This window comes from Pedobacter sp. B4419 (assembly GCF_059693725.1).
Map to the genome: position 1 here is coordinate 354,813 of NZ_JCASSL010000001.1, position 14,216 is coordinate 369,028.

The window sequence follows — 14,216 nt, forward strand, 5'->3', positions numbered from 1 at the left end:
GCCTATATTGTTTTTCGTTGTAGGCCAGACACAGCTTCGCCCCCTCGGTTACAGGCGTTTTTTCGTAACCTATTGTTTAGCTGTAATTTATTTCAAGGGCTCTATAAAAGCCATTGAAGTATTAATATGTATAGAATAACCCAGGTTTTGCAACCTTAAAACTATGCTTCTTTTGTTCCTTAAAGATACTAATTCCGCAATAATTCCCTTGAAAGGCCCCGCTTTAATTAAAACTTTTTCTCCTGGAGAAATATTGTGCTCGATCACTTCCAAGTCATTGGCATTGGCTAACAACAACTTAAGGTCTTCAATTTGTTTTTCAGCAATTGTGGCAATTTCGCCAGAAAAATAAATAAAACGACTTACACCATAGGTCATGAGTACTTCTGCATATTCTTTTGCAGAAATAAATACGAAAATATAGGAATTTAGAAGGGGCTCTTCGACCAATTTTTTTCTATCACTCCATTGTTTCATTACCTTTTTTAAAGGCAAATAAGCAATTATTTTCTTTCTAGTTAATTCGTCAAATGTTTTCTTTTCTGCCCTGGACCTGGTGTAAATAGGATACCATCTATAGTTGTTGTCTATCATGGATGCGCTAGCATGGGTAATTAGAAATTATTCGTCTTTCTTTTTCCAAAATTGCCACCATTTTTTAGGATCATCATAATAGCCCGATCCAGCATAACCAGAGTAGTCAGAGTAATAGTAAGTGCTATTGCCACCACCTCTTGCATAGTCCGTTGTGTAGTAGTTGGAGTGTAAGGCATCATCACCAAATGCATTGAGCACAATAGCCATATTGCTTAAACCATATTCTCTAGAAAGTCTTTCAGGAATGGCAGCCGCCCTGTATTGCGATTTTCCAGACCGAATGACAAATAGGTTAACGTCTGATTGCCTAATCAATGGAATGGCATCTGAAACGAGTCCTACGGGAGCCGTATCTACCAGTACATAATCGTACTGCGGTGCCAAAATCTCCAAAAGCCTCTTCATCGCATCGGTATGCAGTAACTCTGAAGGATTTGGAGGAACAGGGCCAGAAGGGATGAAGTCAATGTTATGTACGTCATCATGAATAATTACCTCCTCTAATGTTTTTTGACCTGATAGGTAAGAGCTCAATCCAATTTTATTGTTGCTGCCAAATACCTTGTGCAATTTGGACCTGCGCAAATCTGCCGCAATCAATACGATCTTCTTATCAATGAGGGCAAGTGTACCCGCTAAGTTTACCGTCACAAAAGATTTTCCCTCACCTGAAATTTCTGAGGTGATACAGATGGTCTTGCTTTTCTTATGGCTCGCTAAGAAACTCAAATTGGTCCTCACAGAACGGACCGATTCAGCGAATACCGATTTGGGTTTTGACAAAGAAAGCGCTTGCCTATTGTCTTTGTCTATATATTCTGGGAATTTCCTGATTACACCAATAATTGGCGTATTCGTTAAAGCTTCTACGGTTTCTTTGTCGTAGATATAAGGATTTAAGAAACGAACCAATAAAATCAGTCCAAAACCACATGCTAAGCCCATCATGGCAGCAAATGAATAAACACGTTTAGGCTGCGGGGAAATGGCAAAGTATGATGGATAAGCCATGTTTACAATGGCTGCCCCTGGAACAATAGAGGCCGCATTCATTTCTGATTCCAATTTCTTTTCAGAAAGATAGGTAAGCACCTTATTGTTTACATCGAAATTGGTTTGGTATTGCACAAAATCCTTTTCCTTGCTTGGCATTTTACCGATGTTTTGATTTGCCTGTGCAATTTGAGAATCGATGTACCTGATTGTTTTTAAATTTCTTGCTTTGAGTGAATTGATGTTGCCTTGTATGGAGCTTTTAATTGATGCAATTTGTTCGTTTAGCTCTTGTATAGGCTGTGAATTGGGCCTGAACTGGGTTAGTTTGTTCTCTCGTGCTAAAATAAGTGTATTGAGTTGGCCGATCAAGCCACCCAACAGTCCAGTTACATTGCCCTCTAAATCGAGATTGATGTCTATTTTGCCACGATTGCTGTTAATTTGGTTTTCGAGCTGGTTCACGCCAACCATTTCAATATTCAATACCGACTTTTGTTTTTCGAAATCAGTTAGTTTGCCCACATCCATTTGTGTGCTGCTGCCAAGGTCCATTATCTTATTTTTAACCTTGTAATCGGTTAACTTGTCGCCAGCAGTATCTGCCTTTCTGTTAACCAATTTTAACTGATTTTCAATGAATTCAATGGTTTGTCGTGCAGATCTTCTCTTTTGGGCGGCGTCATAAGCTACATATTCTTTCATGATGGCATTAAGCATATCCGCGGCGAAAACTGGGTTGGCGTCAGTTAGGCTGATGTACATAATGTTGGTGAATCGAGCCGCCTCGCCTGTATTGATATTGCTTGCACGGCCTACAAATTCATCTTTAGAGTTAAATTTAAAGCTGTAAGAACCAGTTGGAATAGGACTGGTAATTTTAAACATCATGTTGCCCAATTTGATAGGTTGGCCGTACTTAAAAGTGCTTTTCGCGCCTTTTTCTCCAAGCGCCAGAGAAAAGGAGCCGGAATTGATGGCCTCAACATAATATTTGGAACGGTCAAAATTAACCGAGTCCTGTTCAAGTATCTCTATTTTGAATGGCTTGTTTGGATAAAGTTCGGTTGTTCTGATCCTGCCTTTCAAATAATAAGATACTTTATAATCAATATTCGAAATGGCATTTAAGATTACATCGTTGCTTCTGATTACAAAACCCTCAGCCTGTATCTTATCTGTATAGTTATAAACCTGCGTAGATGGCATATTGGCCATCGTATTCATGGTCGGATTGCTTTCCTGTAACTTTAGCGAGCCACTCGTTTGGTAAATAGGAGGGGTGTATAAAAGATTGATCCTAGCGGCAATCAAAGCTATCACTACACAACCGGCAATCCAATACCAACGGCTTAGAAATACCTTGAATATTTTATAAAAATCAATATCCTGTCTTACAGATTTTGGATTAGGAGCAGTTTCAGAACTATTCATTATCTTGTGAATGTAAATATCAATACAGCTACGTTAATTACAACAAGCAGGGGTTGGACAATGTTGTTAAAGCTTTGCAGTTTTTCGCTTAAAGCGGCGTTTTTAGTAGGCTGGATTAGAATAATATCGTTGTTCTGTAAGATCAGTTTTTTACTAGCCAAGCTGTTAATATCGTTCAGGTTGACATAAATAATTTCGGGTTTGCTACGGTCTCCGCGAATGATTTTGCAGGTTTTGGGATCTGCAATTTTCGAAATTCCTCCGGCCTCTCCTAGTATATCGATTAAGGTGGTGTTATCCCTTTCTAACAAAAAATTCCCTTGTTTGTTAAATTCCCCCAGCAAAGTTACTTTAACATTAACTACAGTTAATTCAATAATGGGATCTACTAATAGTTTTTCTGCATAAATCTGTTGCAGTTTGGCTGTTGCTTCTCTTCTGGTGAGGCCTACAACATTAACTTTTCCTATAGCTGGCAGGTTCACGAAACCATCTGTGTCTACCTGATAAGAAGTTACATTGCCACCCGAAGCCGCTACAGCCCCGGTAGTAATAGATTGCGAGCCTGCGCTTGACGTAGTAGCGCCGAATTCTTTGTTCTGTACGTTTCTTACCGCTAAAAGATCGTTTACTTTAATGCGGTAATATTGGTCTCCAAGGCCCTGGTCATTTACTACGTAAACTTGTTTAATGGTGTCGGTTATAATGTCTGAGGGCGCATTAAAAAGCGTTTTCTCCTTGCGTGCAGCACAGGAAGATAATAATAGAATAAAGGCGAATAGAAGAAGTAAAGGTTTAAATAACTTAACTTTTTGCATGACTGAGGGATGATCTAAACAACTTAGCTGGGTTTAAAGCCATATTTTGACTAAATAAGACCTTAAAGATGCTGAAAAAACTGAGAATAAAAAAGCTCATTGCTGTTTTGTGTTATACATGCCTTCCAATAGGCATTGAAATATAATTATTTAACCATTAGTGTAAAAAAGTAATTATAAAGAATTATTTATTGAGTTTTCTTGAAAATTTTGAAAGATGTGTGTATTTATTTCTACAATTTGAGTAATTATGGGTAAAATTCTCTCTTGTTGTCAACTAGAAATGTTTTTGGTGAATTTGCTTGTTTAGTGATTAAAGCTTTTGATGATGTTTGGGTGGCTTTAGGTTTGTATAACAGTTTTTAGGGCATATTTCTTGGATTTGACTAAGTATCAATCTAAATTATGCTCAACTCTCTCAAACTTTTGGTTATTGCCTTTATTTTATTGGTTGGTAACCAAGCCTATTCGGCAACAGGATGTATTTATTCTTCAGGATATATCTATTATTCTCGTGATGGAAATGATGAAGGTTATCCTAACTATGCCTATATGCCTAGGGTATTAAGTAGCTCTGTGTATTGTGTCGAAATCAGTTCTTCATGGTGTCGCATAGACGAGACCGTTTGGGGCAATATTGTTACTTATTCCAATGTGAATAATTGTCCCGTTGATGATGGTGTTTGGGCGCTGCTGGGCATTGCTGGAGCCACCTCTTTTTATCTGCTCAGGAGGAACAAAAGCCAGTTTAGCTTTTCGCAAGTTAATATTCCTGTTAATTCTTGATTCGCCCTATTAGCCACAATATTGTTGCTTTTGTGTGTATGCTGATCTAAGCGGTTGTGAATGAGCGTTTAATTGCATGTTAAAACATGTAGTTGTGCTTTAGTAGCATGTTTTATATACGGAAGTTAAAACAACACCGTTTCACAAATAGTAAGTCGTGATTTTCTGCTAAAAATCCCTTGACTTATGAAGTTTATTTTACTTGCCGTTGCTTTTTGCTTGGCCACCGCTACACTGTGTTCAGCCGAGCAAGGTTGTTTGTCTAATGCCTCTGGTTATATTTACATTACACCCGAAGGAGTTGTTAATGGCGTTCCCAATTATCAGTATAGGAGCGAGGCCGATCGCACTCCTGGCGCCGGGGTTTATTGTCGAACAAATACGACTAATCCGAGCACTACCTGTCAGATCAATAGCTATGTGAGCGGTACAAGTAGCAATCCCAATGGAGTAATGGTGAATTTTTATTATGTCAATTGTCCCTTGGATGATGGCATTTGGTTGCTGTTACTGGTTGTAAGCGTGTCTGGTGGATTTTTTCTTTCCAAAAAACAGTTTTTGCTTTCCTAGCTTAACATTATTGTGGCTATTGAATAAAGAAAAAATATTTCTTTATCATTAATTATCTTTACCAAGATTCCAACCCCCAATGTATTAATGAAGGTTTCCATCATCACGGTAGTTTATAACGGAGAAAAATATATCGATGATTGTATGGCATCTGTAGTTTCGCAAGATTATGACAATATCGAGTATGTTGTAATTGATGGTGGTTCTACCGACGGGACTTTAACGATTATTGATAAATACAAAAGCAATATTGCACAATTTGTATCTGAAAAGGACAAAGGGATGTACGACGCTTTGAATAAAGGCATTGCCTTGGCTACTGGCGAATTGGTGGGTATCCTTAATGCCGACGATATGTTAGCCCATCCTCAAGTGATTTCGAAAGTGGTTGAGCTTGTTTCGGCTTCCGGTGCCGATGGTGTATATGGTAACTTGAATTATATCCATCCCGAAAGCCAGAAAATAATTAGAAAATGGATCTCCAAGCCCTTTGCCAGAAAAGATATTGCGCTAGGCTGGATGCCTGCACACCCAACGCTCTACCTAAAAAAAGAACTATTTGAGCGTTATGGTAACTATTCGTTAAATTTTGGTACGGCCGCCGACTATGAACTGATGCTGAGGTTTTTATATAAGCATCAGGTAAAAGCTGTTTTTCTTGATCAGCTCATGGTGAATATGAGAATTGGAGGAATGAGCAATTCGTCAATGAAACAGCGTTTTCATGCTTTGGTTAATGATTATAGAGCCATCAAATCCAATAAGGTGCCTTTTTCATTAGTGACGCTGCTCTTTAAAAAATTGAGTAAAATTTCCCAATTTTTACTGATTTAGCTAAGTTTAACCATCAATTAATATTTTTATCTTTTATTTACAAAGATTATCCCGATCCTAAATGACAGCAACGCTACAAACACATATCATCTATTACATCGCCGTCGTTGGGTTGTCATTTGCTCTTTCTGTTGCGGGCATTCCATCTATTATTTTTACCGCCATTAAATATCGCCTCTTCGATCGTTCAGATAGCCATAGGAAATCCCATAAGTTGCATATCTCTAGGCTGGGAGGCGTTGCCATCTTCTGTAGCTTTGCCATTACTACCTTGCTTTTTGCCGCCATGGTTAACTATAAGCAAGCTAATTTTTTGTTAACCTCAAGTATAGTGCTATTTGCTTTAGGCTTAAAAGATGACTTGTATGGAGTAAGTGCCAAGATCAAGTTCTTATTGCAGCTCGTGGTTGCCGTTATTTTAGTGGTTCTGGGCGAATTTAGGTTAACAAGCCTTTATGGTGTGTTTCTGGTATGGGAAGTGAATGTTTTCTGGGGTAGCCTGTTTTCCATAGTGGTAATCATCTTTGTGAATAATGCTTTTAACTTAATCGATGGGGTTGATGGCTTGGCGGGAACGCTTGGTGTGCTGGCGACATTGAGCTTCGGAATTTTCTTTGCCGTAGCCAATGCCTTGCCTTATGCCTTTATCGCCTTTGCCATGATGGGGGCGGTTTGCGGTTTCCTGGTTTTTAACTATTCGCCTGCTAAAATCTTTATGGGGGATACCGGCGCATTAATCGTCGGGCTGGTATCGGTGGTGCTGGCTATCAAATTTATTGAGCTGAATAAAATTGGAAGTACGCCAAAGCCCTATTTCTATTCGGCGCCAGCCATTGCGGTAGCTGTGTTGCTTGTTCCTATTTTCGATTCGCTCCGTATTTTCTTTATTCGGATGCTCCATAAAAAATCGCCATTTAAGGGCGACCGCAACCACGTGCACCACCGCCTGCAGCGCTTAGGCTTTAGCGCCAGCCAAATTGTGTGGACTTTAGGCGCTTTTAGTGTAGCCATGGTCTTTTTTGCAGTGGCTATGCAACACTTTGGCAATTTCGTGGTGATCAGTATATTGATTAGCATCTGCGTAGTCATGAACACTATTATTACTTATGCGATCGGCAAAAAGAACAATGGCAATTATAAGCTTGCCGATGTAATCTTTAAAGATACGTTCGTATCTCCTAGCCATTAAATGGCTAATTAAAAAACATAGAAAAGACAATTCCTATCAAAGAATATAGGTAATTTTGCGCCGTGAAACCAAAGATGGGCAAGTTCATTATTGGTTCATGATCTTTATAACATATATGACGATGAAAATAGCTATCAATGGTTTTGGGAGAATTGGACGAACTTTTTTACGTACCGCATTAGCGCGCCAGTTGGAAGTAGAGGCTATCAACGACCTCGGCTCGCCAGCTACCTTGGCCCACCTTTTTAAATACGATTCGGTTCATGGCGTTTTTAAGGGCGAAGTTGGCCATGATGAAGAAGGATTGATCATCAACGGGCGTAAGATCAAGGTGTTTGCTATTGCCAATCCGAGCCAATTGCCTTGGGCTTTGCTTGAAATCGACTTGGTGATAGAATCTACAGGTAAATTTACCAACCATGCCAATGCCTCCCTGCATTTGACGGCAGGTGCCAAGCAGGTAATTATTTCGGCTCCAGCTAGCGATGCGGTAATTCCCATGGTGGTGATCGGTGTGAATGACGATCAAATCGACCTGAGTTCCCCAATTTTGTCGAATGCTTCTTGTACCACAAATAATGTAGCGCCAATGGTGAAAATCCTTGATGACAATTGGGGCATTGAAGATGGCTATATCACTACGGTGCACTCCATGACCGGCGACCAGAACCTGCATGATGCGCCTCATAACGATTTGCGCAGGGCAAGAGCAGCCTCTTCGTCAATTATTCCCACCAGCACAGGAGCAGCCAAAGCCATTACCCACATCTTCCCACACCTGGATGGAAAGCTTGGAGGGGCGGGTATCCGTGTGCCGGTTTTAAATGGCTCGTTAACCGATTTTACCTGCATCCTTAAACGCAAAACTACGATCTCCGAAATCAATGAAGCCTTTAAGCAGGCCTCGGCTGGAAAGCTTAAGGAAATTGTTCAATATACTGAAGATCCAATTGTTTCGGTCGATATTATAGATAACAGCTATTCTTGCGTATTTGACTCGAAATTGACTTCAATAGTGGGCGATTTGGTGAAGGTGGTGGGCTGGTATGACAACGAATCTGGCTATTCGAACAGGTTGGTAGACCTGGTTTTGAAAATTAGAGAATTGCAACCTGTTAAAATGATAGCAGGATAAAAGATAGAATGGCAATGTTATTGAATGAGAAATGGATGATTTGTCTATTTGATTATTCAAAATTCACCCATTCAAAATTAAATATATGGTTAAGTTTATTCCGGCAGCGCTTACTTTAGGGCTGAGAAGCAAAATATTGAGAAATGGTATGGCGCCCGAGGAGTGCGTTTTTCCAACAGATCATGTAGAAGGGGCTTTTCATCTGGCTTATTATGTAGGTGATGAATTGGCAACCATTGCATCCTTTTTTCCAAAAAACTATAAGGAAAGCAAAGAGCAGGGGTATCAACTTCGTGGCATGGCAACAGACACGGGTTTTGGTGGCAAGGGTTATGGCAGCGAGCTGATTAAATTTGCAATTGCTTACATTAAAAACACAAATGCACAGTATATTTGGTGCAACGCCCGTACTACTGCAGTGCCATTTTATCAAAAACTAGGTTTTGAACTCGTTTCTGATGAATTTGAAATCGCAGGAGTGGGGCCACATTACGAAATGAATTTAAATTTATACTAAAAGAAATGAAGACAATTGACCAATGTAATTTTAAAGATAAAAAGGCCTTAATCAGGGTTGATTTTAATGTTCCCTTAGATAAGGACTTTAACATTACCGACGATAAAAGAATGCGCGCAGCTTTGCCAACCATCAATAAGATATTAAATGATGGCGGTTCGGTAATCCTTATGTCGCATTTGGGCAGACCAAAAGGTGGTCCGGAGGATAAATATTCTTTAAAGCACATTTTGGGCGATTTGTCGAGGATGTTAGACCTTACAGTAAAATTCGCTACCGATTGTATTGGTGAGGAAGCAGAGGCAAAAGCCAAGAATTTGTTTCCAGGTGAGGTATTGTTGCTAGAAAATCTTCGTTTTCATCCAGAAGAAGAAAAAGGCGATGTAGCCTTTGCCGAAAAATTGGCCAAACTGGGTAATGTATATGTAAATGATGCTTTTGGAACGGCACACCGTGCGCATGCTTCGACAACCATTGTGGCGCAGTTTTTTCCAAATGATAAATACTTTGGCTATTTGATGGCGCAAGAACTGGAAAATGCCGAAAAAGTTAACCATGGTGCAGCTAAACCATTTACCGCAATTATGGGCGGAGCCAAGGTTTCGGATAAGATTTTATTGATCGAAAGCCTATTAGAAAAAGTAGATAACCTCATCATAGGTGGCGGCATGGCCTATACTTTTGCCAAAGCTCAGGGTGGCGAAATCGGTACTTCATTATTGGAAGAAGACAGGATGCAATTGTGTCTTGAATTGCTGGAAAAAGCAAAGGCAAAAGGGGTAAACCTGATCTTGCCTTTAGATACAGTGATCGCAGATAAATTTGATAATGATGCGGCTAAAAGTCAGGTAGATACAGGAGAAATTCCGGCAAACTGGATGGGCTTGGATATCGGTCCAAAAACAATTGAATTGTTTAGCAAAACCATCAAAGATTCGAAGACTTTATTGTGGAACGGTCCGATGGGTGTTTTCGAAATGGAAAATTTTGAGCAAGGCACAAAAGCCATCGCTTTAGCAGTGGTAGAGGCTACCAAAAATGGAGCTTTTTCTTTAATAGGCGGAGGCGATTCTGCGGCTGCTATTGCCAAGTTCAATTTAGAAGATGAAGTAAGTTACGTTTCTACCGGAGGCGGTGCGCTTTTAGAGTATATGGAAGGCAAAGAATTACCAGGAGTTAAGGCAATTCAGGAATAATTTGATCAGAGTTTAGAGGTTTTCGAACCTCGAGATTCTAGATTTTTTGAGGTGGGAGTTCAGATTTGGTCTGGGCTCCCACCTTTTTTATGGCCTAAAATCGGTCAAAAACCAATAAAAATGGGACAAAATGGGAATTTAAAACATGTTGAAAACTTTTTGTGGTAGGAAGTGGTAAATTGTGGTAGAAGTATTTATTTTTACACTACATAAAATGTGTAGGTGGTAAAATGATTCAACTGTTAGGAGAATTCGATTGTAAATTAGACCAGAAGGGCCGATTGATGGTGCCTTCTAGTCTGAAAAAACAATTGCCTAATGTGGAGCAAGAAGGCCTCGTAATTAACCGCGGTTTTGAAAAGCATTTGGTCATTTATCCTAAAAAAGTGTGGGAAGGTATCGTGGCCGAGTTGAGCAAACTCAACCCTTACGAGAAAAAAACAAGAGAATTTATCCGCTTCTTTACCCGTGGTGCCAGCGAGCTGAGCTTGGATGCTTCGGGTAGGGTGCTTTTGCCAAAATCATTGCTCGAGTTTGCGGGTATTGAAGGTGATGTAGTGTTAGCCTGTCAGTTTGATAAGATTGAGGTGTGGTCTAAAGCCACTTACGATGAGCTCTTGGATAACGAGCCTGAAAACTTTGCCAATCTGGCTGAAGAAGTAATGGGCGGAAGAGAAAGGAGGGATGATGGAAACTAATTACCACGTACCTGTAATGCTGAAAGAATGCATCGAAGGTTTGGCTATCAATCCGTCGGGCGTATATGTTGATGTGACTTTTGGCGGCGGAGGCCACTCGAGAGAGATTTTAAAACACCTGAATAAGGATGGCGTGTTGATCGCTTTTGATCAGGATCCTGATGCGCAAAGAAATAAAATAGACGATAAGCGCTTTGTGTTTGTGGATCAGAACTTCGGTTTCCTCAAAAACAACCTGCGTTTGTTGGGTTATAAAGAAGTAGATGGCATTTTGGCTGATTTGGGCGTTTCGTCGCACCAATTCAATGAGCCTAGCCGTGGTTTTTCTACGCGCTTTGATGCCGATTTGGACATGCGCATGGATAAACAGCGTGCGCTAACGGCTGCGGAGGTGCTCAATACCTATGCGGAAGACAAGCTGCATAAGATTTTTGGGATCTACGGCGAAGTAAAAAACGCAAAATCCTTGGCCCGAACCATTGTAACGGCCCGTATGGATAAGCCGGTGGTGACCTTGGCCGATTTTAAATCGGTAATCGCATCCCATATCCCGAAAGGAAAAGAAAATAAATATATGGCCCAGGTTTTCCAGGCGCTACGTATCGAGGTGAATGCCGAGATCAGCATGTTGGAGAATTTTTTGGAGCAAAGTGCCTTGGTGCTGAAAAAAGGCGGTCGCTTGGTGGTAATGTCTTACCATTCTTTGGAAGACAGGCCGGTAAAAAACTTTTTGGCTAAAGGTAAGTTTCAGGGCGAAGTAGAAAAGGATTTTTTTGGCAATGAGCAAAAGCCGTTTCAGGTCATTACGCGTAAAGCGGTTATGGCTGATGAAAAAGAAGTGGCGGTAAACAGCAGGGCCAGAAGCGCCAAATTGAGGATTGGAGAAAAGCTATGAATAACCAATTCAAAAAGAGGCTAGAAGAGCAGGAAGAAGAGCTTTTGGAGAAGGAGGAACAGGAAGTTCCCGAAGCGCCCGCTAAAGAAAGCAGTACGCTGGTTTTTTTTAGGAAGTTTTTTACCGAGGGCGTGGTAAGTAAGGAGGCGGCTACCGATTTGTTGCCGTTTTTGATTTTCCTCTGTGTGCTGGGTATGATTTATATCGCCAATAGCCACATGGCGATTAAGAATATTAGAGATATAGACAAACTAAATAAAGAAGTAAAAGAGCTGAGCTCGGAATATAAGTCGCTAAAGGCCGATTTGATGTTTAAAAGCAAATTGACCGAAGTGGCTAAAAAAGTAGATACGTTAGGCATTAAGGAATTAATAGAACCACCTAAAAAAATTATAATCAACGGTAATGAACATTAGAGCAAACATATTATTGCGCGTGTACCTAGCCTTCGGGTTGGTGGTGCTGTTCGCCTTTGCTGTATTGTTGAGGCTAGGCGATGTTCAATTTGTGCAAGGTCATAAATGGCGCGCCATGGCCGATAGTTTATCGGTGAGGGAATTTACGATTGAGGCCGCTCGTGGCAATATTTATTCAAATGATGGCAGTTTGCTGGCTACTTCGGTGCCAGAATACGAATTGCGGATGGATATGGTGGCTGGTAGCATCCAGGATAAGGAGTTTTTTGATAGCAAGGTCGACTCGCTTGCCATGAAGTTATCTGGTTTGTTTCGTGATAAGAGCGCCAAGGATTATTCGCGCTTTTTGCGCAAAGCCAGGCAAGACAGTGCGCGCAGCTTGTTGCTGAAGAGGAAGGTTTCTTTTCAGGATTTAAAAACCATCAAGACTTTTCCGTTGATTTCGGCAAAAGGATTGAGCTGCTTGGTAGTTACCCAAAAAAACAAAAGGATTTTGCCTTTTCAGGATTTGGCCCAAAGAACAATCGGCTATAAAAACGAAAACGTTAAAAATGGGGTAGGTCTCGAGGGTGCATTTGGTAATTACATTAACGGCGAGAGCGGCAAGCAATTGATGCAACGCATTAGTGGCGGTACTTACAGGCCGGTAAATCCAGATGCCGAAGTGGCGCCAAAAGATGGTGCGGATATTATTTCTACACTAGACATCAATATGCAGGATCTGGCACAAAATGCCCTGAAAAAACAATTGATCAAGAGCAATGCGCACCATGGGGCGGTAATTGTGATGGAGGTGGCTACAGGCGAAGTAAGGGCAGTAGCCAATTATACTAGAGTGGCCGAAGGCGATTACAAAGAAGTGTTTAATTATGCTATTGCTGGTAACCAGGATCCGGGTTCTACGTTCAAGTTGGCTTCTTATATGGCTTTGCTTGAAGATAAGTATGTGGATACCAATACCATGGTGGGAACGGGTTCATATCCGGTTCCGGGCAACAAGAAGGTAATTGTGGATTCGCATGGTAGTATTGGTGTAGTAACGGTGAAGAAAGCTTTCGAACAATCCTCAAATGCGGCAATTGCACAATTGGTAAATACGAATTATAAAGACAACCAGTCGAAATTTACGGATCATTTGTACAGTTGGCATTTGAACGAGAAAATGCAGCTTCAAATTCCGGGAGAGGCACAACCAGTGGTTAAAAGCCCTAAAAACAAAAGCTGGAACAAAAACCTTACTCTGCCTCAAATGGCTTATGGCTATGAAATGCAGTTGACGCCTTTAAAAATGCTTTCGTTTTATAATGCCATTGCCAATGATGGAAAATATGTGGCTCCGATTTTTGTAAAAGAAATCAGGAGATTGGGCAATCCGATAGAGCAATTCAAGGCAAGGGTAATCAACGAAAAAATCTGCTCAGATGTGACTTTGAGCAAGATCAAAGCCATGCTGGAGGGCGTAGTGACCGAAGGCAGCGGCAAGCAGATCGTTTACAATCCATTGTATAAGATTGCGGGCAAAACCGGTACCGCTCAAGTAGCCGATGCTAATTTAGGATATAAGGCCAATAAGCAATATCAGGCGTCGTTTGTAGGTTATTTCCCAGCCGAAAAGCCAAAATACTCGATGATTGTGGTGATTAACGATCCCAAAGGAACCTATTACGGTGCCTTGGTTTCGGGGCCGGTTTTCAGAGAAGTAGCCGATCGTATTTATGCGGGAGATGTACAAATGTTCAGTAGCGTAAAAGAGCGTATGGTAGGCAATACCACTCCTCCAGAAGCGAAAGCCGGACAAAGCAAGGCCACTAAAAAAGTATACAATGCATTTGGCATTAAAACGCTTTATGCCGCGAAATCAGATTATTTCAATACGGTAGATACCAGCAATGGAATTACCTATCAAGAGGCTGAACCGGTAAAAGGTATTATGCCTAATGTAAAAGGAATGGGGCTTAAAGATGCCATGTACCTTTTGGGCAATGCAGGCCTGAAAACCAAAGTAAAGGGAAGTGGCAAAGTAACTGGCCAGTCTTTAGCGGCGGGCAGCAGAATAGGCAAGGGGTTAATGGTAGAAATAGAATTACAGTAATAAAATGAATGAATGATAGAGTGGTAAAATGAAAGAATGGTAATAA

The 14,216-nt window shown here is 40.8% G+C and carries 14 protein-coding genes; 11 read left to right on the forward strand and 3 right to left on the reverse strand.

All coding sequences use genetic code 11. The features are described 5' to 3' along the window. Positions 1-87: 87 nt before the first annotated feature. Genes AC570H_RS01385 through AC570H_RS01395 form a run of 3 tightly spaced genes read right to left on the reverse strand, consistent with a single transcriptional unit; the run spans position 88 to position 3,842 of the window. Complete coding sequence (locus AC570H_RS01385; RefSeq protein ID WP_497350937.1) at positions 88-594, reverse strand: UpxY family transcription antiterminator; 507 nt, start codon at positions 592-594, stop codon at positions 88-90. A gap of 27 nt (positions 595-621) precedes the next feature. Next, the gene (locus AC570H_RS01390; protein ID WP_497350939.1) at positions 622-3,024 is read right to left on the reverse strand and encodes a GumC family protein; all 2,403 of its coding nucleotides are present in this window, start codon (positions 3,022-3,024) and stop codon (positions 622-624) included. Beyond that, positions 3,024-3,842 carry a polysaccharide biosynthesis/export family protein gene (locus tag AC570H_RS01395; RefSeq protein ID WP_497350941.1) on the reverse strand — a complete coding sequence of 273 codons (819 nt, stop codon included), beginning with the start codon at positions 3,840-3,842 and terminating at the stop codon, positions 3,024-3,026. The genes AC570H_RS01390 and AC570H_RS01395 overlap by 1 nt, the downstream gene beginning before the upstream one ends. A gap of 405 nt (positions 3,843-4,247) precedes the next feature. Between AC570H_RS01395 and AC570H_RS01400 the strand changes: the two genes are divergently transcribed. From AC570H_RS01400 to AC570H_RS01450, 11 genes are all read left to right on the forward strand, one after another. Beyond that, the gene (locus AC570H_RS01400; RefSeq protein ID WP_497350943.1) at positions 4,248-4,628 is read left to right on the forward strand and encodes a hypothetical protein; all 381 of its coding nucleotides are present in this window, start codon (positions 4,248-4,250) and stop codon (positions 4,626-4,628) included. Between the two features lie 186 nt (positions 4,629-4,814). Continuing rightward, positions 4,815-5,198 carry a hypothetical protein gene (locus AC570H_RS01405; RefSeq protein ID WP_497350945.1) on the forward strand — a complete coding sequence of 128 codons (384 nt, stop codon included), beginning with the start codon at positions 4,815-4,817 and terminating at the stop codon, positions 5,196-5,198. 87 nt (positions 5,199-5,285) lie between these two features. Continuing rightward, the gene (locus AC570H_RS01410; protein WP_497350947.1) at positions 5,286-6,032 is read left to right on the forward strand and encodes a glycosyltransferase family 2 protein; all 747 of its coding nucleotides are present in this window, start codon (positions 5,286-5,288) and stop codon (positions 6,030-6,032) included. Between the two features lie 61 nt (positions 6,033-6,093). After that, positions 6,094-7,221: an MraY family glycosyltransferase gene (locus AC570H_RS01415; RefSeq protein WP_497350949.1), complete on the forward strand. Its 1,128-nt coding sequence runs from the start codon at positions 6,094-6,096 to the stop codon at positions 7,219-7,221. Between the two features lie 121 nt (positions 7,222-7,342). Continuing rightward, entirely contained in the window at positions 7,343-8,356 is a 1,014-nt protein-coding gene (gap, locus tag AC570H_RS01420; protein ID WP_497350951.1) for a type I glyceraldehyde-3-phosphate dehydrogenase, read from the forward strand. An 85-nt stretch (positions 8,357-8,441) separates the two neighbouring features. Further along, entirely contained in the window at positions 8,442-8,873 is a 432-nt protein-coding gene (locus AC570H_RS01425) for a GNAT family N-acetyltransferase (protein ID WP_497350953.1), read from the forward strand. Between the two features lie 5 nt (positions 8,874-8,878). Continuing rightward, positions 8,879-10,069 (forward strand): phosphoglycerate kinase, encoded by a 1,191-nt coding sequence (locus AC570H_RS01430; protein ID WP_497350955.1) that lies wholly within the window; start codon positions 8,879-8,881, stop codon positions 10,067-10,069. A gap of 230 nt (positions 10,070-10,299) precedes the next feature. Further along, positions 10,300-10,767: a division/cell wall cluster transcriptional repressor MraZ gene (gene mraZ, locus AC570H_RS01435; protein ID WP_497350957.1), complete on the forward strand. Its 468-nt coding sequence runs from the start codon at positions 10,300-10,302 to the stop codon at positions 10,765-10,767. Then, a complete protein-coding gene (gene rsmH / locus AC570H_RS01440) occupies positions 10,757-11,662 on the forward strand; it encodes a 16S rRNA (cytosine(1402)-N(4))-methyltransferase RsmH (protein WP_497354887.1) in 906 nt (301 codons plus the stop codon). Before mraZ ends, rsmH begins: the two co-directional genes overlap by 11 nt. Then, entirely contained in the window at positions 11,659-12,078 is a 420-nt protein-coding gene (locus AC570H_RS01445) for an FtsL-like putative cell division protein (RefSeq protein WP_497350959.1), read from the forward strand. Before rsmH ends, AC570H_RS01445 begins: the two co-directional genes overlap by 4 nt. Beyond that, positions 12,068-14,170 (forward strand): penicillin-binding protein, encoded by a 2,103-nt coding sequence (locus AC570H_RS01450; protein WP_497350961.1) that lies wholly within the window; start codon positions 12,068-12,070, stop codon positions 14,168-14,170. The genes AC570H_RS01445 and AC570H_RS01450 overlap by 11 nt, the downstream gene beginning before the upstream one ends. Positions 14,171-14,216: the final 46 nt, after the last annotated feature.

Excerpts from the sequence above, each read along its gene's own strand:
- AC570H_RS01400 (WP_497350943.1), top strand. The coding sequence starts at position 4,248 with ATGCTCAACTCTCTCAAACTTTTGGTTATTGCCTTTATTTTATTGGTT.
- AC570H_RS01450 (WP_497350961.1), top strand. The coding sequence starts at position 12,068 with ATGAACATTAGAGCAAACATATTATTGCGCGTGTACCTAGCCTTCGGG.
- gap (WP_497350951.1), top strand. The coding sequence starts at position 7,343 with ATGAAAATAGCTATCAATGGTTTTGGGAGAATTGGACGAACTTTTTTA.
- AC570H_RS01430 (WP_497350955.1), top strand. The coding sequence starts at position 8,879 with ATGAAGACAATTGACCAATGTAATTTTAAAGATAAAAAGGCCTTAATC.
- mraZ (WP_497350957.1), top strand. The coding sequence starts at position 10,300 with ATGATTCAACTGTTAGGAGAATTCGATTGTAAATTAGACCAGAAGGGC.
- AC570H_RS01405 (WP_497350945.1), top strand. The coding sequence starts at position 4,815 with ATGAAGTTTATTTTACTTGCCGTTGCTTTTTGCTTGGCCACCGCTACA.
- AC570H_RS01395 (WP_497350941.1), bottom strand. The coding sequence starts at position 3,842 with ATGCAAAAAGTTAAGTTATTTAAACCTTTACTTCTTCTATTCGCCTTT.
- AC570H_RS01390 (WP_497350939.1), bottom strand. The coding sequence starts at position 3,024 with ATGAATAGTTCTGAAACTGCTCCTAATCCAAAATCTGTAAGACAGGAT.
- AC570H_RS01425 (WP_497350953.1), top strand. The coding sequence starts at position 8,442 with ATGGTTAAGTTTATTCCGGCAGCGCTTACTTTAGGGCTGAGAAGCAAA.
- rsmH (WP_497354887.1), top strand. The coding sequence starts at position 10,757 with ATGGAAACTAATTACCACGTACCTGTAATGCTGAAAGAATGCATCGAA.
- AC570H_RS01385 (WP_497350937.1), bottom strand. The coding sequence starts at position 594 with ATGATAGACAACAACTATAGATGGTATCCTATTTACACCAGGTCCAGG.
- AC570H_RS01415 (WP_497350949.1), top strand. The coding sequence starts at position 6,094 with ATGACAGCAACGCTACAAACACATATCATCTATTACATCGCCGTCGTT.
- AC570H_RS01445 (WP_497350959.1), top strand. The coding sequence starts at position 11,659 with ATGAATAACCAATTCAAAAAGAGGCTAGAAGAGCAGGAAGAAGAGCTT.
- AC570H_RS01410 (WP_497350947.1), top strand. The coding sequence starts at position 5,286 with ATGAAGGTTTCCATCATCACGGTAGTTTATAACGGAGAAAAATATATC.